This window comes from Falsiroseomonas stagni DSM 19981 (genome assembly GCF_900114315.1).
GTDB classification, from domain to species: domain Bacteria; phylum Pseudomonadota; class Alphaproteobacteria; order Acetobacterales; family Acetobacteraceae; genus Falsiroseomonas; species Falsiroseomonas stagni.
The window spans coordinates 68,362-89,510 of the sequence record NZ_FOSQ01000015.1; the positions used below are offsets into that span (position 1 = coordinate 68,362).

Below are 21,149 nucleotides of genomic sequence, written 5' to 3' on the forward strand. Positions count from 1 at the left end.
GCGCGATGCATCCACTCGACTGGTCGCGGCGGGATGCCGAACTGGCGCTGGCGGCGATGAAGGCGGTGTTCACGCTCTACGGCAAGCGCGACCTGGCGCCGATCCATGCGGAGTTCCTGCTGGCGATGCGGGACACCGTGTTCCGCCAGCCCGGGCTGGATCCGCTGGCGGTGCGCCCCGTGGGCCCCGGCGAATTCGCCGCCCTGGTGCCGGTGACGGAGCATCGCGAACGCGCGCTCGAATACCTCACCATCGTTCCCTATGTGGATGTGGAGATCGAGGCCGCGAAGGCGGAGCTGGTCGGCGAGTATTTCGCCTTCGTCGGCCGCGGCAGCGATGCGCTGAAGTTCCTCGACAACATCGCGCACCAGCATGTCCGCGCCAGCCAGTTCTGCATCGCCCGCAAGCTGCTGCCCAAGCTGCTGCCCGGCGGGCCGATGACGCAGGTGACGCGCGCCATCCGCATGCTGCGGGAGAATCGCGGGGACGCCGCCAAGGCGGCGCGCTTCCAGGCGCTGGGCCGGCTGCCGGAACGCACGCTGGGCAACGTGTTCTACCGCTTCCACCGCGCCCGCGGCTTCGCCCTGCCCGGCGAGCCCGGCTGCATGCCGGAGGATCTGCTGGCGACGCACGACATCACCCACATGCTGTCGGGCTACAACACCGATGCGAATGGTGAGATCTGCGCCAACGCCTTCGCCGGCGGGTCCATGCCGAAGCATTCCCTGATGATCGCGGTCACCGGCCTGCTGTCCTTCCACAACAAGGGCGGGCTGGACCAGAGCGGGAGATACGCGGCCTCCACCGGCAATTTGAACCCGCGCGAATTCGCCAACGCCTTCCAGCGCGGGATGGAGAGCACCTGCCTGGTCGGCTGGGACTATCACCGGGATTGGGAGACGAGCGTCGATGCGCTGCGCGCCCGCTTCAACATCCGCGACGCCGCCGACATCTGGGACCATCCGCCGAGCGAGGAGGCGATGGCGCTGATGGCTTGAGGCGGCGCCACGGCCGGGCGTAGCGTGCCACCCGGCCAGAGCAGGAGCGCCCGCCATGAAGATCGGCCTTGTCGGTGCCACCCAGGCCGCGGTGGCGGGCCTCGGCGCGCCGGCCGAACTCGCGGCCATCGCCGCCCCCGGTACGGTCATCCAGGCCTTCCCGACGCGGATGCCGGTCTTCGCGCACAGCCCCCTCGAATTCGCCATGCAGGCGCTGAACACGGCGGAGGCCGGGGTGGCCGCCGCCGCCGCGGGCTGCGACGCGCTGGTGATCAATTCCTTCTCCGACTACGGGATCGCGGCGCTGAAGGCCGCGGTGGACATTCCCGTGATCGGCGCGGCGGAGGCGACGCTGCGCTTCGTCCCCACGCTCGGCCCGCGCTTCTCCATCGTGACGGTCTGGCCGCCATCCCTCGACTACATGCCCCGCCAGGTGATGCGGGATGCGGGGGCTGAGGGTGGGTGCGTCCGCATCCGGCATGTCGGCACGGAAGAGGTGGTGGCCGGCAGCGCGCGCCCGGATGGCTATGTCAGCGCGTTGCAGCACGCCGAGGGCGACATCGTCGCGCGCATCCAGGCCGCCTGCGACGCGGCGGCGGCGGAGGATGGGGTGGATGCCATCATCCTCGGCTGCACCTGCATGTCGCCGATCGCGGCGCGGCTGCGGTCCCGCCTGCCCATCCTGAACCCGCTGGCGGTGGCGCTGAAGGTGGCGGAGATGCAGGCGGTGCTCGGCCTGCGTCCGGCGGCGGCGGCCCTGCGGCGGCTGCCATCGCTGGCGCGGCTGTCGCAGATGGTGGCGGCCGGGGCGGTGCTGGGGTCGGATGGCGATTGCGCGGTCTGCGCGGTGGCCGCCGCGGCGGAATGAGGGGCGGCCGTGTCTTTTTAGTCACTAACCCTTTTTAGCCGATTATGCCGATTAGGTGCGTTTAGCACCGATTCTTGCGGGGGCCGGCAGCGGTCGGGACGGACTGGGCGAGGCGGACGCAACCGAGGCAGAGGTTGCTAGAAACATATCAGGAACACTGATGAAAATGCAAGGCTTTCATTCGATGCGGATATTGGCCCGGCGCGGCACGGCGGACCAATTCGCGACCTCCGCGACGTAGAAGCGTTGCCAGGCCTCGCGCTCCATCGGTGCGGGGATCAGGCCGAGGGTCTGGAGGCGCGACGCCACCTCCGGCACCCCCGCGATGCTGGTGAAGGCGGCGTGCATCCGGTCCAGCGCCGCGGGCGGCGTGCCGCGCGGGGCGATGAAGCCGAACCAGCTATCGGCCTGCAGCGCGGTGACGCCGAGTTCGGCGAAGGTCGGGACCTCCGGCAGCAGGGGGCTGCGCGTCGGGCTGGTGACGGCCAGCGCGCGAAGGCGCCCGGCGCGGACATGCTCCGCGACCTCCAGCACGTTGCTCACCATGAAATCGAGCCGCCCGGCGATGAGGTCCGTCTGCCCCTGCGGCCCGCTGCGATAGGGGACGTGTTCCAGGGTGAGGCCCAGCGCCTCCTTCATGATCTGGTGGGCGGGCTGCCAGCCCGCGAGCGCGGCGCTGCCGGTCTGCAAGGGGGCCGGGGCGGCGCGGCCGCGGGCGGCGAGGGCGGCGAGCGTCTGGTCCGGCGACCCGGCCGGCACGACCAGGACGTTGGCGGAATTGCCGGCGAAGAAGACGGCGGTGAAATCGGCCGTGGTGTCATAGGGCAGCCGCGCATAGAGGCCCGGCGCCACGGCATGGGCATTCGGGATCAGCAGGATGGTGTGGCCATCCGGCGCCGCCTTGGCGACGCGGTCGGAAGCGATGGTGCCGCCCGCGCCCGTCACATTCTGCACCACCATGGGCTGGCCGAGCAGCGGCTGCATCCGCTCCGCGAAGGTGCGGGCGATGATGTCGGTGGCGCCGCCCGCGCCATAGCCGACGATCAGCGTGATGGGCTTGTCGGGCCAGGGCGCCTGCGCGCGGGCCGGGATCGCGGCGAGGAAGGGCGTGGCGAGCAGCGACCGGCGCAGCATTGGCGTCACTCCACCACGATGCTTTGGGCGCGGGCGAGGTCGCGGAAGGTCGCGAGTTCGCGGGCCATGAAGGCGGCGAAGGCCTCGGGCTCCGTCTGCTGCGGCATTTCCAGGAACAGCTGCTTGTAGCGGGCGGCGGTCTCCGCGCTGCGCAGGAAGACCTGCGTTTCCTGCGCCAGCCGGGCGAGGATTGGCGCCGGCGTGCCCGCGGGGGCGGCGAGACCGTGCCAGGAGGCAAGCTCCGCGCCCGGATAGGTTTCGTTCAGCGCGGGCAGGTCGGGATAGTCCGGCATCCGGGTGGGGGAGGTCGTGGCCAGCGCCCGGATGCGGCCTTCCCGCAGGAGCTGGGCGGTGGTGGCGGCGACGTCGAAGGAGACGTCGATGGTCCCCGCGACGAGGGCCTGCAACAGCGGCCCGCCGCCATTGAAGGGCACATGCGTCATGCGGATGCCGGCCTTGGCCATGAACAGCTCCACGCCGAGATGGAGCGAGGAGCCGACGCCCGAGGAGCCGAAGTTCAGTGCCTCCGGCCGCGCCTTCGCCGCGGCGACGAGGTCCGCGATGGTCCGCACCTCCGGCAGCTTCTGGGGGTTCACCAGGACCAGCGCCGGCGTGACCGCCAGGTTGGAGACTGGAGAAAAATCCTCGATCGGGCGGTAGGGCAGGGGGATGCGCCGCACCGCCGGCAGGATGGCGTTGGCGGCGATGTTGATGAGGCCGATCGTGTAGCCATCCGGCGCCGCCTTCGCGAGCGCATCGACGCCGATGGAACTGCCCGCGCCGCCGCGATTCTCGATCACGAAGCCGCGGCCGAAGGCGGTCTGGAAATGCGCCGCCAGCATGCGGCCGACCAGGTCCGCCGCGCCGCCGGGGGGGAATGGGACGATGAAGCGCACGGGGCGGCTCGGCCAGGCTTCCTGCGCCCGGGCGGGGGCCACCGCGGGCAGGGCGAGGCTGGCGAGGATGAGGCTGCGGCGGGTGGCGCGCATGGTCGGCTTCCTCCTGGGTGTTCCCTGCCGGCCTTGCAGGCCGTGGAACTTGGTTCCAGGATATGGACATGGTGGGGCGGGGTCAATCGGGTCGCACCCCTCCGTGCCAGCAAGGGAAGGCCATGAACCGGCGCAAGCCGATCGAGGATGAGGAAGCAGCGACCCCCGGCGTGCAGGGCACGCAGGCGCTCACACGCGGCATCGCGCTGCTCAACCTCGTCGCCGACAGCCCTGCGGCCCTGCGCTTCGCGGAGATCGCGGATCGCGCCGGCCTGGCGCGGCCGACCGCCCATCGCATCCTGGCCGCGCTGGTGGAGGCGCGGATGCTGCGGCAGGACCCGCTGACCCAGACCTATGCGCTGGGCTCCCGCTTCCTGGAGATGGCGCACCGGGTGTGGGAGGGGTTCGACCTGCGCGCCACCGCCGCGCCCGAACTCGAACGCCTGGCGCGCCTGGCGGGGGAGACGGCGCGCCTCGCGGTGCTGGATGGCGATGGCGTGCTCTATGTGGACCAGCGGGAGGCGGAGCAGGAGGCGGTGCGGCTGGTCAACCGCGTCGGCGCCCGCGCCCTGCCCCATGCCAGCGCCTGCGGGAAGGCGATGCTGGCACAACTGCCGGCGGCGGAGCGCCGCGCGCTGCTGGACCGGATCGCGCCGCTGGCGGCCCCCGGGCCCCGCACCATCCCGGAGGCCACGGCGCTGGAGCGGGAGATGACGCTCTCCGCCGCCCGCGGCTACGCCCTGTCGCTGGAGGAAGCGGCGGCGGGGGTGAATGGCGTGGCGGCCGCGGTGCTGGACCGCCGTGCCCGGCCGCTGGGCGCCATCTGCCTGGTCGGTCCTGCCTTCCGGCTGGACGAGGCAAGGCTGCATGCGCTGGGGCGGGAGGTGATGGAGGCGGCGCGCCGCATCTCCGGCAATGCGGCGCAGAGCGCCATGACGCTGACGGTCGCGCCCAGGCCCGCCGCTGTCTCACCCGGCGTCACGGTCGCGGTGCGGGCGGCGGCGCTGCTGGGGGAGGGGCCGCTCTGGCACCAGGGGCGGCTGCATTGGGTGGATATCCTGGCCCCCGCCTTGCATCGCAGCGATCCCGCGACCGGCGAGGATGCGGTGACGCCGGTGGAGGAGCTGGTGGCGGCGCTGGCGCCCCGCCGCGGCGGCGGGATGGTGGCGGCGGCGCGCAGCGGGTTGCGGGCGCTGGGGCCCGGTGGGCTTGGCGCGGTGCTGGCGGCGCCGATCTCGGAAGGCGCGGCGCTGCGGCTGAACGACGGCAAATGCGACCGCGCGGGGCGCTTCTGGGTGGGATCGCTCGCGTTGGATTCGACGCCGGGCGCGGGGGCGCTGCATCGCATCGATGCCGATGGCAGCGCGCGGGTGATGCAGGCGGGGCTGCATGTCGCGAACGGGATCGGCTTCAGCCCGGATGACCTTGTGCTCTACCTCGCGGATTCGGCGGCGCGGCGGATCGATGCCTTCGATGTCGATGTCGCCACCGGCGAGATCGGCAACCGCCGCCCCTTCGCAAGCTTCGCGGAGGGGGAGGGCGTGCCGGATGGGCTGACGGTGGATGCGGAGGGTTTCGTCTGGGTCGCGCTGTGGGATGGGTGGCGCGTGGCGCGCTTCGCCCCGGATGGCAGGCCCGACCGCGTGATCCACCTGCCCGTGCCGCGCCCGACCAGCGTGACCTTCGGGGGCGATGCCTTCGACACCCTGTTCGTCACCAGCGCCCGCGTGCGGCTCTCGGCCGCGGAACTCGCCGCCGCGCCGCTGTCGGGCAGCGTCTTCGCCATCGATCCGGGGGGCATTCGCGGCCTGCCGGAACCCGACTTCCAGGGATGAGGAAACGACCTTCATGACCAGTCTTTCGGGCGTCTTTCCCGTGCTGCCCACGCCCTTCACGCCGGACAACCAGGTGGATGAGGCCGCCTTCCGGCGGCTGATCGACTTCGCCGTCGACTCCGGCGTGGACGGCATCGTCTTCCCCGGCATGGCGAGCGAGGTGGAGACGCTGTCGGCCGCCGAGCGCGGGCGGATGGTGGCGGTGCTGGGCGTGCATCTGGCGGGGCGGCTGCCCTTCATCGTCGGTGCCTCCCACGCCGATCCGGTGGAAAGCGCGGCGCGGGCGAGGGAGGGGATGGCGGCCGGCGCGGTGGCGGCGATGATCATGGCGCCGCCCCATGCGGGGCAGGATGTGGCGAAGCAGGCGCATTTCTACGCGGCGGTGGCGGAAGCCGCGCCGGGCATCGCCATCATGCTGCAGAACGCGCCGGCGCCGAATGGCGCCGCGCTGTCGCCGGAAGCCGTCGCGGCCGTCGCCGCCGCCGTGCCCGCCATCCGCTACGTGAAGGAGGAGACGCTGCCCTGCGGGCAGCATGTCACGCGCATCCTGGCCGCCGCCGGCGGCACGCTGGATGGCGTGATGGGCGGCGCCGGCGCGCGCTTCGTGCTGGATGAGCTGGCGCGCGGGGCCAACGGCACCATGCCGGCCCTGGAACTGGCCGATGCCCATGCCGCGCTGTGGCGCGCCTGGAAGGCGGGTGACCGCGCGACGGCGCGCGCCATCTATCGCGACACGCTGCCGCTGCTGGCCTTCCAGATGACCTTCCGCGTGCGCGCGACGAAGGAGGTGCTGAAGCGCCGCGGCCTGCTGGACCACACCGGCGCGCGCGCCGCTGGGCCGAGATTCGATGCCGGCGACCTGGCGGAGATCGGCGAGCTGATCGAGACGGCGCGGCCCACCATGACGATGCATCCCCCCCATGCCTGACAGGATCGAAAAGGTCAGCGCCTTCGTCATCGAGATCCCCCGCGACGTGCCCTATCTCGGCCCGCTGCGCGAAGGGGAGTTCGTCAACCGTGCGGGCTACATCGTGCGGAAAGGCAACCGGACGCTTTACCCGACGAAGGACCGCAGCGTGGTGCTGCGGATCGACACGGAGAAGGGGCTGACGGGCTGGGGCGAGACCTACGGCATCGTGGCGCCCGAAGCCGTGCGGGCCATCGTGGATGATGTGCTGGCGCCGGTGCTGGAAGGGCGGGACCCCGCCGCGCCGGCGGTGATCCATGAGGATCTGTACGACCTGATGCGCGTCCGCGGCTTCTTCGGCGGCTTCTACGGGGATGCGCTGGCGGCGGTGGATATCGCGCTGTGGGATTTGCTGGGGAAGTCGCTCGGCGTGCCGGTCTCCACCCTGCTCGGCGGGCGGCGGCACGATCGCATCCCGGCCTATGTCTCCGGCCTGCCGCGCGCGACGCTGGCGGAGCGCGTGGATTTCGCGCGGGACTGGCAGGCGCGCGGCTTCAACGGCTTCAAGTTTGCCGCCGTCGTCGCGGATGAGGGCGCTGAGGCGGAGATCGCGGCGCTGCGGGAGGGCCTCGGCCCGCGCGCGCGGATCATGGCCGACCTGCATTGGAAATACACGGCGCCGGAGGCGATCCGGCTGATCCGCCGCCTGGAACCGCATGGGCTTGCCTTCGCGGAGGCGCCCTGCGCGCCGGAGGATATCGAGGGCACGACGCTGGTCGCGCGCAGCGTCGGCGTGCCGGTGGCGCTGGGGGAGGAATTGCGCACGGTCTTCGAATGGCTGCCACGCCTGGAACGCCGCGCCTTCGGCATCGGCCAGCCGGAGATGGGGCGCACCGGCATCACGGAGTTCGCCCGGATCGGCGCGCTGTGCCACGCCTACAATGTCGAGGTGATGCCGCACGCCACCATCGGCGTCGGCATCTTCATGGCGGCGAGCCTCCAGGCCGCCAGCGCGCAGCAGAAACTGCCCTGCCATGAATACCAGCACAGCATCTTCGACCCGAACCTCCGCCTGACCCGGCCGACGGGCGCGCGGCACATGGCCTGCGAGGCCGGCTTCTACGTGTTGCCGGATGGGCCGGGGCTGGGGGTGGAGCCGTCTGACGAACTATTCACGCACGCGGTGGCGTAACGGGGCGCATCACGGGGGCGAAGCAGGGGGCAGATCCCGAGCGGAGAGCCCCCGATGTCCCCCTTCATCCCCCTCTCACCCAAGGCCGATCGCATCCTGACGCTGCTGGCCTGGCCGGCGGCGATCTGGATCGCCTATGAGCTGACCTGGTACCAGCAGTTCAAGCTGACGGGGAACGAGGGCTCGGTCCACCTTTTCACCATCCTGTCGGATTGGCTCGGCACGCCGGGCGGGGAGAAGCCCTTCCGGCTGTTCGTCGCCATCCTGGAAATCTTCTGCGCGGTCTTCGTGCTGATCCCCCGCACCCGGATGATCGGCGCGGCGCTGTCGCTCGGCACCATGTCGGGCGCGATCTTCTTCCACACCGTCAGCCCGCTCGGCATCGATCCCTACGGCGATGGCGGGCAGTTGTTCAAGGAAGCGGTCTTCACCTGGTTCATGGCGCTGCTGGTGCTCTTCGCGCATCGGGCGGAAGCGGTGGGCCTGCTGGCGCGGCTACGGGCGCGCTTCCTGCCGGTGGCGGCGTGACCATGGCGGTGCTGAAGCGCCCGCCGCGCGACCTGCGGCTCGATGTGCTGCGGGGATGGATGCAGGTCTCCATCTTCGTCAGCCACGCCTTCGGCACCGCCTTCGCCTGGGGCATCCATGCGGCCTGGGGTGTTTCCGACAGCTCCGAACAATTCGTGCTGCTGTCGGGGCTGGTGCTGGGGTCCGTCTTCTCCCTGAAATTCGCGCGCGACGGCTTCGGCGCGGCCTGGCGGGACATCGCCATGCGGGCCGGGCGGCTGTGGCGGATGCATCTGCTGGTCTTCCTCGGCTTTGCCGCCATGGTCTTCGCCTTCGACCGGCTGACGCCGCTGGCCGGCGTGGCGCAGGCGGGGGGCTGGGGGTGGCTTCTGAATGAGCCCTGGTTCGCGCTGCCGGGCGCCATGGTCGGGCTCTACCAGCCGGATTTCATGGGCGTGCTGCCGCTGTTCGTCCTGCTCATGCTGCTGCTGCCGGGCTTCGTGCTGCTGCTGGGACGTTTCGGCGCGCGGGCGCTGCTGCTGCCCTGGGGGTTGTACGCCGCGACGCAGATCCTCGGCCTGATGCCGCCGGCGCTGGGCGGGACCTCTATCGCCTTCGACCCGCTGGCCTGGCAGGTGCTGTTCATGACCGGCGTCTGGCTTGGATGGCGGGCGCTGCATGGCGCGGCGCCGCTGCCACGGCCCTGGTGGCTGGTCTCGCTGGCCGTCAGCGTCGTGCTGATGGGGTTCTGGGTGAAGCTGTCGATGCACGGCTTCGTGCCCGAAATGCCGGCCTGGGTCCTGTCGCTGACGGACAAGGATGTGCTGGCGCCGCTGCGCCTGGCCCATGCGCTGTCGCTGGCCTGGCTGGTGTCCATCATCGTGCCGCGGGAGGCGCGCTGGATGCACCACGCCTTCCCGCAGGCCATGGCCGCGATCGGGCGGAACAGCCTGCAGGTCTTCTGCGTGGGGCTGTTCCTGTCCTGGATGGCGGCGGCGCTGTTCCGCCTGTTCCCGGCGGATCGCCTGCTGCTGGACCTGGCGCTGATCCCGGCCGGGATCGCGCTGCTGATCGCCTTCGCGCGGTGGCGCGAAGGCGACAGGGCCGTCTCCTACAGGGAAGCGACGGCGCGTTCCCAGTAGCCGAGGTCGAGGTAGCGGTCGGGCGCCGGCGGCGTGCCGCCCCAGCTGCCCAGCACCTCCGCCCGCACGGCCAGCACGGTGCGGAAGCCCTGCAGGTCGAAGCGGCCATCGATGGCGGAGCCGGTTTCCGGCGCCGTCAGCAAGGCGAGGTTGCGCCGCGCCAGCGGGGCGGGGATGCGCAGGCGGTCGGCCAGCAGCGCCGTCACCGCATCGGTGTTGGCCGGCGCCAGCATCCAGCGGATGCCCTCGATATAGCCCTGGAGGTAGCGATGGACCACGTCCCGGTTCGCCGCCGCCCAGGCCCGCATGGCCCAGCCCGCATTGCCGAGATAGGGGCCGACCGCTTCGGTGACGGTGGACAGGCGCCGCAGGCCCCGATCCTCCGCCTGGAGGGAGAAGGGCGGGTTCAGCATGGAGGCATGGGCGGTCGGGTCGTTGAACATCAGCTCGTAGCGGGCGAAGGTGCCGCCCGTCGGCCGGATCTCGTAGCTGCCGCGCGGCAGGCCGTTCATCGCCAGCATCTTGTAGGCAACCAGCGCATAGGCGGTGTTGGGCGCATCGACGATCAGCGTCCTGCCGCGCAGCCCGGCCCAGTTCTGGATCTCCGGCTTCACGTAGAAGGCGTTGAAGGCGCTGTCGCCGCCGATAAGGATCCCGATGTCATGGCCCGCTTCGGCCATCGCCACCGCATTGTCCACGCCGGCCACGACGAGCTGGTGGTCGCCTGCCGCAAGGCCGTTCCGCAGCACGTCGGAATTGGGCGTGTTCTCGATGACGATGTTGAGGCCGCGGCGTTCGAAGGCGCCGGTGTGCTGCCCGGCGAAAAGCGGCAGGTTGGCGAGGCCCGGGAAGACCTTCACCTTAAGCGTCGTGGCCTGCGCGCTGGCGATGCCGGGGGCGGCCAGCGCCGCGGCCGAGGTGCCCAGAAGCAGGCGTCGCGTGATGCGGATCATGATGTCCGTTTCCTCCGAAATCGATTGCAGGGATTGTGCCCGAACCGGGTTGGGACGCAACAAGGAAGCGTGCCTACACTGCGGCCCCACGATCCGGAGGCTCCCGCGTTGGACAGGCAGGTCATCACGTCATCCAGGGTCACCTGGATGCGATCCGGCGTCTCCCACGCCGTGAAGGCGGGGGGGATGGTCTATGTCACGGGCGCGACGCCCTTCCATGGCGACCGGCAGATCGCCAAGGGCGATTTCGCCGCGCAGCTCCACCAGGTGATGAAGAACATCATCGCGATCCTGGAGGATTCGGGCAGCGGGCTCGACCGCGCGGTGAAGATGACCATCGCGCTGACGGACATGGACCGCTACGCGGAGTTCGACGCGATCTTCAAGACCTACTTCGAGCCCGGCAACTACCCCGCGCGGCAGACGATCGAGAGCCGGAAGCTGGCGCATCCCGACTTCCTCGTCTCCATCGACTGCATCGCCTGTTGCTGACCGGCAGCCGTCAATCCGGCGTCAGGCCGATATCCGCGATCAGGCGGCCGATGCGCGCGCCCTCGCTCCGCACGCGGTCCGCCAGTTCGGCCGGGCCGAGGGCGAAGGGGGAGGTGCCGATGGGCAGCTTCTCCGCGAAGGCGGGGGACCGGACGGCGTCCAGGATATCGGCCGCCGCGCGATCCACCGTCGTGGCGGGCGTGGCCTTGGGGAAGAAGACCGCCATCCAGGCATTCATCAGCTGGATGCCGGGCGCCGCTTCCGCCATGGTCGGCACCTCCGGCAGCAGGGGATGGCGTTCGGTGCCGTTGAAGGCCAGCGGCCGCAACACGCCGGACTGGATGTGCGGCAGGGTGATTGAGAAGCTGTCCATCGTGACCTGCACGCGATTGGCCAGCAGGTCGGTGTTGCCGGCGGCACTCGTGCGGTAGGGCACGTGCTGCATGGGGAAGTCGAGCCCCCGCGACAGCGCTTCCAGGTTCAGATGCGGCACGGTGGCGTTGCCGGGGGAGTAGTAGAAGACCGGGCTGTCCGCCGGGCGCGACCGCGCATAGGCCACAAGGTCAGCCAGGCTGCGCACCGGCAGCGCCGCATTCACCGCGAGGAAGGAGCTGGAGATCGCGAGCCCCGTCACCGCCTGGAGATCGGGGAAGGGATCGAAGCGCGGGTTGCGCTGGATGTGGGGCAGGATGGTCAGCGCCGCCGCCGCCACCACGCCGCAGACGCTGCCATCGGCGGGCGCGCGGATCAGGTTGTTGGCGCCCAGCATCCCGCCGGCGCCGGGCAGGTTCTCCGCCGCCGTGCGCCATCCATGGCGCTGTCCGATCACATCCAGCAGCACCCGCGCCACCTGGTCGGTGATGTTGCCGGCGCCATAGCCGATGATCATGCGCGTCGGCGGCGCCCAGGCGCGCGCGGTCTGCGCGAAGGCGGGGCAGGGCAGGGTGGCGAGCGCAGTCAGCAGCAGGGGACGGCGGCGCATGCGTGATCTCCGTGCCTTCAAGGCATGAAGGCTAAGGAGGCCGATGCGCCGCAACAAGTCCCATCAGGCGGGAAGCGGCTCCGCGGGGTCGAAGATTTCCCCCGTCGCGCCATCGGTCAGGCCGAGGTCGGTCGGGTGCGGCGCCGGGTTGCAGGCCAGCGACAGGCCCGTCATCGCCCGGAAGACGCGGAAGGGGCCCTGCCAGTCGATCACCTGGTCGGCCTCCTGCCGCAGGGCCGCGAAATTGGCGGCGGTGACGTCGGGCGGCGTTTCGGCCAGCAGGCCGGCGATGGGCAGCGGGACCAGGGCGGTGACCTTGCCGTTCCGCGCCACGGCCATGCCGCCACCGCATTCGATCAGCGCATTGGCGGCGGCCTGCATGTCGGCGGGATCGCGGCCGAGGACCAGCAGGTTGTGGCTGTCATGGCTGATGGTGGTGGCGATGGCGCCGCGCGGGTTGCCCCAGCCCTCGATGATGGCGGTCTGCGGCGTGGCGGGCACGCGGCCATGGCGGTGGATGATGGTGATGCAGGCGTGGTCGGGCGGGAGGACCGCGAAGCCGTTGCGGACCGCGACCTCCACGCTGCCCCACTTCCCATGCCGCGCGCCGACGATCTTTCTCAGGCGCGCCGTGCCGTCGCCGACGCCGTTCACGCGCGGCATGAAGGATTCGATGGGCTGGACGGCGAGCTTCACCGTGTCCGTCGGCCCCTTGGTGCGGCGCGGCGGCTCGATCAGCTTGCCGTCGCGCGCAACGAGCTTCCCCGCGGTGAAGACGCGCTCCACCGTCACGGAGGGCAGGTCCGACAGCACCACGATATCCGCCTGCCGCCCGGCACCGATCAGGCCGATATCGTCGCGCTTCAGCCGCATCGCCGCGTGGAAGGTCGCGCAGCGGATCGCGGCGATGGGGTTCATGCCGCGGGCGATGATTCGGGAAATCGTGTCGCGCAGCCCGCCCTTCTCCAGCAGCTCATCCGGGAAGATGTCGTCGGTGCAGAAGACCAGGTTGGGCGGCAGCATCGGCAGCGCGGCCAGCGCCGTCAGCACGCCGGGCAGGACGTAGTCGTGGCTGCCGCGCAGCTCCACCGTCATGCCGGTGCGGAGCTTCTGGAGGAAATCCTCCGGGCCCACGATCTCATGGCAGCTGGTGACGCCGGCGCTGGCATAGGCTTGCAGGTCGCCATCCACCATGCCGCGGGCATGGCCGTTGACGTTCTTGCCGGAAGCGAGCCCCGCGCCGACGATGCCCGCCATATGCGGCGTGCCGCGCAGCACGCCGGGCATGTCCATCACCTCCGCCACGCCGGCGATCTCCGGCCAGGACAGCATCTCCGCCATCTCCGCCGGGCCGATATCGGCGCCTGCGACCTCCAGCCCCGGCGCGGAGGGCACGCAGGAGGGCGCCGCCACCAGGGACCGCAGCGGCAGGTCGCGCGACGCATCGATGGCCCAGCGCACGCCGGGCAGGCCCAGCACATTCGCGAGTTCGTGCGGGTCCCAGACGCAGGTGGTGGTGCCGGCGGGGACGACGCTGGCGGCATAATCGGCCGGCGCCATCAGGCTGCTTTCGTAATGCAGGTGGCTGTCGATGAAGCCGGGGGCGAGGAATTTGCCCGACACATCCTCGATCCGCTCCGCATCCTCCCGGCTTCCGGGCGCGTGGACGGAGGCGATGATCGGCCCGACGATGCCGATATCGGCGGCGCGGAGTTCGCCGGTGGCGACATCGACCACGGTGCCGCCCATCAGCAGCAGGTCGAAGCGGGCGGAACCGCGCGCGGCCTGGACGGCGCGGGCACGGAGCGCGGGATCGACGGGGTCGTGGGTCATCGGGCAGCCCTTCCGGCGCTGAAGGCCAGCGTCATCTCATCGGTGCGGGGTTCGTAGGTGAAGCCGCGGCGCATCGCCCAGGTGTTCTGGGCGAAATAGAGCGGGATCAGCGCGGTGTGGTCGACCAGCGCGAGGCGCGTCGCGCGCTGCGTGAGCGCCCGGCGCTGCTCGTCATCGATCGTCGTGCGCGCCTGCTGGATCAGCGCATCGACCTCCGCATTGCTGAAGCGGCCGCGATTGGCGGTGCCGAGGCCGAGGGTGGTGTTCCAGCTGTGGATCTGCGTCTCCAGCATCCCGAGCAGCTCGGGGTTGGGGGAGAAGCCCGCGAAATTCACGCTGTAGCGCAGCTGCGCGGCCTCGCTGAGCCACACCGCGCGGGTGCGCGTTTCCACCGTGGTGGTCAGGCCGAGCCGCGTCCACATCTGCGCGATGGCCTGCACCACCTGTTCGTCATTGACGAAGCGGTCATTGGGTCCGTTGACCTGCACGGCGAAGCCCTGCGCCCAGCCGGCTTCCGCCAGCAGGCGCCGCGCCTCCTCCAGGTTGAAGGGCGGTGGCGTCATGTCCGGGGAGGTGCCGAAATAGCCGGGCGGGCCGAGGTCCCCCGCCGGCATCCCCTGGCCCTGCAACACGCGGCTGACCAGCGCATCGCGGTTGATGGCCAGCGACAGCGCGCGCCGCACCCGCGCATCGCGCAGCGGGTTCGGGATGCGCGCGCCATCCTTGCCGCGGATATGGGGGCTGTCCTCCCGGTCGCTGTCCAGCGTCAGGAACAGCAGGCGGTTGGACGGGCTCTCGGCCACGGTGAAGCGCGCGGCATCGGCGCGGAAGCGCGCCAGGTGGTCGGGCGGCACGATCTCGATCAGGTCCACATCGCCCGATTGCAGCGCGGCGGTGCGGGCGCCGGCATTGGCGATGGGCCGGAATTCCACGCGGGCGAAGGCGGGCGCGGTGCCGTGGAAGCCGGGGTTGCGTTCCATCACCACGGGGCTGCCGGGCTGCCAGGAGACATGGCGGAAGGGCCCGGTGCCGACCATGACGCGGCCGGCATTGTAGTCCTGCGTGGTCGCGCCTTCGCCGTGCTTCTTCGACACGATCATGACGAGGGCCAGAAAATTCGGCAGCAGCGGCGTCGGCTGGGTGGTGCGGAGGCGCAGCGTCGTCGCATCCACAGCCTCCACCGCCGCGATGGGGCGGGTGGCGTAGCGGAAGGAGGAGGGGGAGTTGGGCACGTCGCCGGCGCGGGCGATGGTGAAGGCCACATCCTCCACCGTCACCGGCGCGCCGTCATGGAAGCGCGCGACGGGGTCGAGCTTCACCTCCCAGGTCAGTTCATCGACCGCGCGCATGGACAGGGCGATGGCGGGGCGCAGCGCCTGGCGCGCATCCTGTTCCATCAGCGGCTGGAAGATGTGCCGGCTGAAGGCGATGTTGGTGATGAGGCTGGCGAAATGCGGGTCGAGGCTGGTGGGCCCGGCCTCCACCCCGATGCGGATCGAATCCTGCGCCATGGCGGGGGCGGCGAGGAGCGGCGCGGCCAGCAGGGCGGCGCGAAGCGACTTCATCATGCGGCGTGATCCAAAGGCGGGCAGAGGGCGTAGGGCGCGGTGCCGGCTTCCGGCAGCCAGCCGCCGGCCCCCGCGGGGCGGAAGATGGGGGTGGCGAAGGCGGCGCGCACGGGGATGGCGGGCGGCCATCCCGCCTGCCAGCGATGGCCCTGCGCCATGGCGACCAGCAGCCCGACAGGCGTGACGCCCGCTTCCTTCAGCAGCGCCAGGCCCGCGAGGGCGGAGGCCCCGGTGCTGACCACGTCATCCACCAGCAGCACGCGCCGACCCTCCAGCCGATGCAGGATCCGCGGGTCGAGCCAGAGGCGGCGCTCCGCGGGGGAGGTGATGGAGTGGACGGGGACCGACAGCCGTTCCTCATACCACCGCTTGCGGGACCAGCCGGGCGCGACCCAGTTCGGGTGGCCCAGCGCCTCCGCCACCAGGGGCGCGAAGACCTGGCCGAGGCTCGGCAGGCCCACCACGATCTCGGCGCCGATCGGCCGCGCCGCCTCCGCCATCCAGCCCGCCAGCGCGCGCACCACGGGGAAGCTGGCCTGGTTGGCGATGAGGCCCGCGACGCCGAAATCGCCGAAATCGCGCAGCGGCAGGGACAGCACGCGGCCATCGGGCATCGTCGCGGGGTAGGAGGCGGAAAAGGGTCCGGACGCACCGTCGGGCGCCTCGAACCGCTGCCAGAACTCCATCAGGCTTCCATTGGGTGTGGACGCCGCACCGTGGCATGCTGCGCCGCACAGCCGCAACCCGGGACGAGCCATGCCGCGCACCACCATCATCGATTGCGACCCGGGGACGGATGACGCCGTCGCGCTGTGGCTGGCGCTGGGGTCGCCGGAACTGGATGTGAAGCTCATCACCGTGGCGGGCGGGAATGTCGGGCTGGACCGCACCACGGCCAATGCCCGCGCCGTGGTCGGGCTGACGGGGCGGGACATTCCCATCGTCGCCGGGGCCGAGCGGTCCCTGATGGCGCCCTTCCGTGCGGAGACGGCGGTGCATGGCAATGATGGGCTGGGCGGCGTGGTGCTGCCCGCCGGGCCGCCGCTGGCGCCGGGGATCGCGGCCGATGCCATCCGGGACCTGCTGCGGGCCTCGCCCCCGGGTTCCGTCACGGTCATCGGCCTCGGCCCCGTCACCAACCTGGCGCTGGCCTTCGCGACCGAACCCGCGCTGGTGGACCGCGTGCAGGATCTGGTGCTGATGTCCGGCGCCTGGTCGGAGGGCAACATCACCCCGGCCGCCGAGTTCAACGCCTGGAACGACCCGGAGGCGCTGGCCATCCTGCTCAACCTCGGCCTCAAGGTCGCGATCGCGACGCTGGACCTGACCTTCCAGGCCAAGGTGACGCCGGCGGTGATCGAGGGACTGGCGGCGCGGGAGGGCGGCGCCTGCTGGCGGGCGGCGCTGGCCATCCTGCGGGCGCTGCCGATGTCGCGGCGCATGCACCATGAAGGCTTCCCGCTGCACGATCCCTGCGCCATCGCCTGGGTGATCGCGCCGGATCTGTTCGGCGTGAAGGAAGCGGAGGCGGAGGTCGATTGCACGACGGGGCCTTCGCGCGGCCGGACGGTGATCGACCGCTGGAACCGGCTGGGCCGGCCCGCCAACCTCGCGCTCATGGAGACGCTGGACGCGCCCGGCTTCTTCGACCTGCTGGCGGCGCGGATCGCGCCTTTGCCCTGACCCTCAGTCCCCCACGCCCTGGGCGAGGCGCGGCGGCGGCACGGTATCATTGGTGGCGAGGCGGCTCGTCGGGGCCTCGACCAGCGGCAGCGTCGCCGCCGCCACTTCCAGCACCTGGCGCAGGCTGGCGCTGGGGTCGCGGCCGGCGTGGAGTTCCGCCTGCATGAACTCCGTCACCGCGCCGAGGCGCCGGGCGCCCAGCGTGCGGGCGGCCCCCAGCAGCCGGTGCGCGGCGTGGCGCAGCCGGGGCAGGTCCTGGGCGATGGCGGGGGTGGACAGGGTCTCGTAGCCCAGCCGCACCTCGCCCACGAATTCGCTGATCACGACATCGGCGGTGGGGCCGAGGTCGGCGGCCAGGTTGCGCAGCGCGGCGCCATCCAGCAGCGGCTGCTGCATCTCCCGGGAGGTGGCGTGCCCGCTCTCATCCAGCGAATGGCCGGCGGCCAGGCGCTGCACGGCGGCGAGGAGGCTTTCGCGGTCGATCGGCTTGGCCAGGTGCCCATCCATGCCGGCGGCGCGGCAGGCCGCCACCTGTTCCGGCAGGGCGGAGGCGGTGACGGCCAGCACCGGCACGCGCTGGCGCGCGCCATCCAGGGCCCGGATGCGGCGGGTTGCTTCCAGCCCGTCCATCACCGGCATCTGCACATCCATCAGCACCACGTCGTAGCTGTCGCGCTCCACCGCGGCCAGCGCTTCCGCGCCGTCGGCGGCGCTGTCCACGCGGTGGCCGGCGGCGACCAGCATGGCGCGGGCCACCATGCGGTTGGCGGCGACGTCGTCCGCCACCAGCACGCGCAGGCTGCGGCCCGGGGCGGCGGGCAGCATCTCCGCCGGCGCGGCGGCCAGCGCGGCGGCGGGCAGCGGGACCTCCCGCAGCGGCAGTTCCACCCAGAACAGCGCGCCCTGGCCGGCGGCGCTGTCGCAGCCGATCTGCCCGCCCATCGCGGCGGCAAGGCGCGCGGAGATGGCAAGGCCGAGGCCCGTGCCCGCGCCATCCTGCCCCGCCACGGGGAAGAGCTGGGAGAAATCCTCGAACAGCAGGTGCCGCTTTTCCGGCGGCACGCCGGGGCCGGTATCCTTCACCTCGATCCGCAGGCCGGGGCGGCCGCCGGAGAGCGGCAGGGCGCGGAAATCGACGCGGCCGCCGGGCGGCGTGAACTTCACGGCGTTGGACAGCAGGTTGAGCAGCATCTGCCGCAGCCGCGTGGCATCGGCCTCCACCGCCGGGGGCGTGGCGGGGGCGATGTCCAGCGCCAGGATCAGGCCCTTGCGGTCCACCTCCGGCGCCAGCAGGCCGGCGCATGCGTCGAGCAGCGGGCGCACCGCCACGTCCCGCAAATGAAGGTCGAGCTTGCCGGCCTCGATCTTGGAGAGGTCGAGCAGGCTGTTGACGAGTTCGAGCAGATGGCGGCCGGCATCGTGCAGGGTCTCCACCTGCTCCCGCTGCTCATCCGTCAGGTTCGGGTCGCGCAGCAGCACCTGCGCGAAGCCGAGAACGCCGTTCAGCGGCGTGCGCAGTTCATGCGACATGCGCGCCAGGAACTGGGACTTGGCCTCCCCGGCCGCGCGGGCGCCGTCGCGGGCGGCGGCCAGTTCGTCCATCGCGCGCTTCAGCGGCGTGATGTCGGTGCGGATGCCGACGGTGCCGCCATCCGGCGTGCTGCGTTCGGTGATCAGCACCCAGCGGCCATCGGGCAGCAGGCGTTCGATCGGCGGGTTGTTGGCGTGGCGCCAGGCATCCATCTCGTCGATGAAGGCCTCCAGGTCGCCCACGGCCTGGGGATACTGCCCGCGCTTGGCACCTTCGCGCATGATGTCGCGGAAGGCGGCGCCCGCTTTGATGAAGGGCGCGCTGATCGCGTAGAATTCCTTGTAGCGCTGGTTGCAGGCGATCAGCCGGTCGTCGGGCCCGAACATGACGAAGCCGTCCGACATGCTCTCCAGCGCATTCTCCAGCGTCGATCGCCAGCGCGCGCGCTCGGCCTCCACCTTCTCCCGCTGGCGGAGGCCGAGCAGCAGGGCGGCGGCCAGCGCCAGCACCAGGGCGGCGAAGGCGCCGGAGACGAGCAGCGCGCGTTCGCGGTCGAACTCCCACCCCGCCAGCGCTGCGCCACGCTCCACCGTCGTGACGACGGAGAGGGAGGGGTAGAGGGTCGGGCGGACGGAGACGAGGACCGGTTCGTCGTTGAAGCGGCTGCGGGCCTGGCTGGCGCCGGTCAGCGCGCCGGCGGGCACGGCCAGGCGTCGGCCGATCCGTGTCTCGTCATGCGGCAGGGCGGCCAGCAGCGTGCCGTCATCGCGTTCCAGCGTCACGCGCATGCCGGGCGCTTCGCCGCCGACGGCGAGGAGGGAGCCGACCAGCGGCACCGGCACCTCCGCCACGGCGGTGACATTGCCGATGACCGGCATCCGGATCGGGCGGGCGAAGAACAGCGCCCATTCGCCGGTGGCGGGGTTTTGCACCGGCCCGCCGATCATCACGCTGCCGGCATGGGGCGCGGCATCGGTGAAGGCGGGACCGAGCGGGAGCGGCAGCGGCCGGCGGCGGGAGACGGCGAGGGCGGTGGCGATCGGCATCCCGTCCGCCCCGACCAGCAGCACGTCGCGGAAGGTGAAGTTCTGGTTGTTCAACTCCCGCATCACGCGGCCGGCGCCATTGGCATCGAACCGCCCGTTCTGGGCATAGGGCGCCAGGATGGAGGGCAGGCCCGCCAGCATGGCGTCCACCTGCACGAAGTTGCGGTTGATGGAGGCTTCCACCGCCCGGCTGACGCGGTTGGCCGTGTCGCTGGCCGCGGTCAGGGCCGCATCGCGCGATCGTTCCATCAGCAGCGCCGTCGCCACCACCTGCGCCAGCAGGATGGCGAAGACGGCGCCGAGGACGGCGAGGCGGAGGCGGCGGGCGGTCTGCATCTACTCAGGCCGCGCCCGGATGCCGAGGGTGGGGGCCAGGTGCTCGTTCCAGGCATCCACGCAATCCATGCCGCAGCGGTTCACCCAGCGCGGCAGCACCACCTCCGTCAGCAGGCGGCGGCGGCGCTCATCATCGGCGGCGGTGACGGGCACCACCGTCATGCTGCCGCGGCGGCCGGTGGTGCAGGCGGGCTGGCCGGCATTGCAGGCCAGGCCGTCACCCGTCTCCCTGTCCGCGGCGTTCCAGATCTCGGGCTCCAGATCCGCCACGCCGCGGCGGATGATGTCCTGGATATCGGGGGGCAGGGCCGCCCAGGCGGTGGAATTGGCGCCGAAGATGGAGATGCCCCAGGTGATCGCCATGGCGTGCACATGGCTCGTCACCTCATGCAGCCCGACGGCGTTGCCCGACAGCGTGCCGGTGATGGCGCATTCCACCACGCCGCCGCGGATCGCCTGGACCATTTCGGCGAAGGGCGTCACGACCGGGGTGGCGCCGAGGGCCTGCACCATCTCCGACTGCCCGACGGAGGAGGTGCGGATGCGCCGGCCGGCCAGGTCCGACAGGCCGGCGAAGGGGCGGGTGCAGAACACCACCTGGGCGGGGTAGGTGTAGATGCCCAGCAGCTCGATCGAATACCGCTCCCGCAGCACCTGTTCGATGTGGGGGCGATAGGCGCCGACGGTCTGGCGCAGCGTGCGCATGTCCGGCGACAGCGCCGGCAGGTCCACCGCGTTGAACTCCGGCTCCTCGGTCGCCACGATGGCCAGCAGCGCGGTGCCGAAGGGCACGACGCCGAGGCGCATGAGTTGCAGCATCTCCTGCCCGCGGATGCCGCTGCGGTCGAAGGGGGCGATCTCCGCCACCACCCGGCCCTGCGTCAGTTCCGTGATGCGGCGGCGCCAGAAGGGTTCCTCGTACCGGACATACTGGCTGACATCGGCCAGGCCGCCGACGATCTTCAGGCGCGCCTGCGGTTCCTGCTGCGCCTGGGCCGGCGTGAAGGCCGCCAGCGCCAGCGCCATCAGGGACGCGGCGGCAAGACCCAGGCGGCAGCGTGCCAAGCGCATGCGGAATTCCCCGAAACAGCGATCACCGTCCTGACCATCCCGTGTAGCGGGCGCCGGGACCGTCTCCCGCGATGGTATAGCA

The 21,149-nt window shown here is 71.5% G+C and carries 18 protein-coding genes; 9 read left to right on the forward strand and 9 right to left on the reverse strand.

Annotated elements, in window-relative coordinates; genetic code table 11:
• Window positions 1–5 precede the first annotated feature (5 nt).
• Together BM041_RS25740 and BM041_RS25745 are read left to right on the forward strand one after the other, a co-directional pair.
• Entirely contained in the window at window positions 6–998 is a 993-nt protein-coding gene (locus BM041_RS25740; RefSeq protein WP_092962788.1) for a Coq4 family protein, read from the forward strand.
• A gap of 55 nt (window positions 999–1,053) precedes the next feature.
• Window positions 1,054–1,866 (forward strand): aspartate/glutamate racemase family protein, encoded by an 813-nt coding sequence (locus BM041_RS25745; protein ID WP_092962789.1) that lies wholly within the window; start codon window positions 1,054–1,056, stop codon window positions 1,864–1,866.
• A gap of 177 nt (window positions 1,867–2,043) precedes the next feature.
• Here BM041_RS25745 and BM041_RS25750 read toward each other — a convergent pair whose 3' ends face one another.
• Both BM041_RS25750 and BM041_RS25755 read right to left on the reverse strand, forming a co-directional pair.
• Entirely contained in the window at window positions 2,044–3,000 is a 957-nt protein-coding gene (locus BM041_RS25750; protein WP_092962790.1) for a Bug family tripartite tricarboxylate transporter substrate binding protein, read from the reverse strand.
• A 5-nt stretch (window positions 3,001–3,005) separates the two neighbouring features.
• On the reverse strand, window positions 3,006–3,989 hold the full coding sequence (locus BM041_RS25755) for a Bug family tripartite tricarboxylate transporter substrate binding protein (protein WP_245762274.1): 984 nt from the start codon (window positions 3,987–3,989) through the stop codon (window positions 3,006–3,008).
• Between the two features lie 122 nt (window positions 3,990–4,111).
• Here BM041_RS25755 and BM041_RS25760 point away from each other — a divergent pair, with 122 nt between their 5' ends.
• From BM041_RS25760 to opgC, 5 genes are read left to right on the forward strand one after another with little or no spacing between them, the layout of a single operon-like run.
• Window positions 4,112–5,824, forward strand: a complete 1,713-nt coding sequence (locus BM041_RS25760) for an SMP-30/gluconolactonase/LRE family protein (protein WP_175534181.1) — start codon at window positions 4,112–4,114, stop codon at window positions 5,822–5,824.
• Window positions 5,825–5,837: 13 nt separating this feature from the next.
• Window positions 5,838–6,752, forward strand: coding sequence for a dihydrodipicolinate synthase family protein (locus BM041_RS25765; protein WP_092962792.1), 915 nt, complete (start codon window positions 5,838–5,840; stop codon window positions 6,750–6,752).
• Window positions 6,745–7,923, forward strand: a complete 1,179-nt coding sequence (locus tag BM041_RS25770; RefSeq protein WP_092962793.1) for a mandelate racemase/muconate lactonizing enzyme family protein — start codon at window positions 6,745–6,747, stop codon at window positions 7,921–7,923. Before BM041_RS25765 ends, BM041_RS25770 begins: the two co-directional genes overlap by 8 nt.
• 54 nt (window positions 7,924–7,977) lie before the next feature.
• Window positions 7,978–8,451, forward strand: a complete 474-nt coding sequence (locus BM041_RS25775) for a DoxX family protein (protein ID WP_092962794.1) — start codon at window positions 7,978–7,980, stop codon at window positions 8,449–8,451.
• A gap of 2 nt (window positions 8,452–8,453) precedes the next feature.
• Window positions 8,454–9,572, forward strand: a complete 1,119-nt coding sequence (opgC, locus tag BM041_RS25780) for an OpgC domain-containing protein (protein WP_092962795.1) — start codon at window positions 8,454–8,456, stop codon at window positions 9,570–9,572.
• On the opposite strand, the gene BM041_RS30175 is transcribed toward opgC, so the two are convergent.
• Entirely contained in the window at window positions 9,542–10,525 is a 984-nt protein-coding gene (locus tag BM041_RS30175; protein WP_139226182.1) for an ABC transporter substrate-binding protein, read from the reverse strand. The genes opgC and BM041_RS30175 overlap by 31 nt on opposite strands.
• Before the next feature lie 147 nt (window positions 10,526–10,672).
• On the opposite strand from BM041_RS30175, the gene BM041_RS30180 reads away from it, so the two are divergent.
• Window positions 10,673–11,017, forward strand: a complete 345-nt coding sequence (locus tag BM041_RS30180; protein ID WP_139226183.1) for a RidA family protein — start codon at window positions 10,673–10,675, stop codon at window positions 11,015–11,017.
• A gap of 10 nt (window positions 11,018–11,027) precedes the next feature.
• Here the strand turns inward: BM041_RS30180 and BM041_RS25795 are convergent, their stop codons facing one another.
• The 4 genes from BM041_RS25795 to BM041_RS25810 form a co-directional block, all read right to left on the reverse strand.
• Window positions 11,028–11,999, reverse strand: coding sequence for a Bug family tripartite tricarboxylate transporter substrate binding protein (locus BM041_RS25795; protein ID WP_092962798.1), 972 nt, complete (start codon window positions 11,997–11,999; stop codon window positions 11,028–11,030).
• 63 nt (window positions 12,000–12,062) lie between these two features.
• The gene (locus tag BM041_RS25800) at window positions 12,063–13,832 is read right to left on the reverse strand and encodes an adenine deaminase (protein ID WP_092962799.1); all 1,770 of its coding nucleotides are present in this window, start codon (window positions 13,830–13,832) and stop codon (window positions 12,063–12,065) included.
• Window positions 13,829–15,400: an ABC transporter substrate-binding protein gene (locus BM041_RS25805; protein WP_245762275.1), complete on the reverse strand. Its 1,572-nt coding sequence runs from the start codon at window positions 15,398–15,400 to the stop codon at window positions 13,829–13,831. Before BM041_RS25805 ends, BM041_RS25800 begins: the two co-directional genes overlap by 4 nt.
• Window positions 15,397–16,086, reverse strand: coding sequence for a phosphoribosyltransferase (locus tag BM041_RS25810; protein WP_092962800.1), 690 nt, complete (start codon window positions 16,084–16,086; stop codon window positions 15,397–15,399). Before BM041_RS25810 ends, BM041_RS25805 begins: the two co-directional genes overlap by 4 nt.
• A gap of 70 nt (window positions 16,087–16,156) precedes the next feature.
• On the opposite strand from BM041_RS25810, the gene BM041_RS25815 reads away from it, so the two are divergent.
• Complete coding sequence (locus BM041_RS25815) at window positions 16,157–17,083, forward strand: nucleoside hydrolase (RefSeq protein ID WP_092962801.1); 927 nt, start codon at window positions 16,157–16,159, stop codon at window positions 17,081–17,083.
• A 3-nt stretch (window positions 17,084–17,086) separates the two neighbouring features.
• Here BM041_RS25815 and BM041_RS25820 read toward each other — a convergent pair whose 3' ends face one another.
• Together BM041_RS25820 and BM041_RS25825 are read right to left on the reverse strand one after the other, a co-directional pair.
• Window positions 17,087–19,996, reverse strand: coding sequence for a response regulator (locus tag BM041_RS25820; protein WP_092962802.1), 2,910 nt, complete (start codon window positions 19,994–19,996; stop codon window positions 17,087–17,089).
• A complete protein-coding gene (locus tag BM041_RS25825) occupies window positions 19,997–21,067 on the reverse strand; it encodes a TRAP transporter substrate-binding protein (RefSeq protein ID WP_092962803.1) in 1,071 nt (356 codons plus the stop codon). It abuts the gene before it with no gap.
• Window positions 21,068–21,149: the final 82 nt, after the last annotated feature.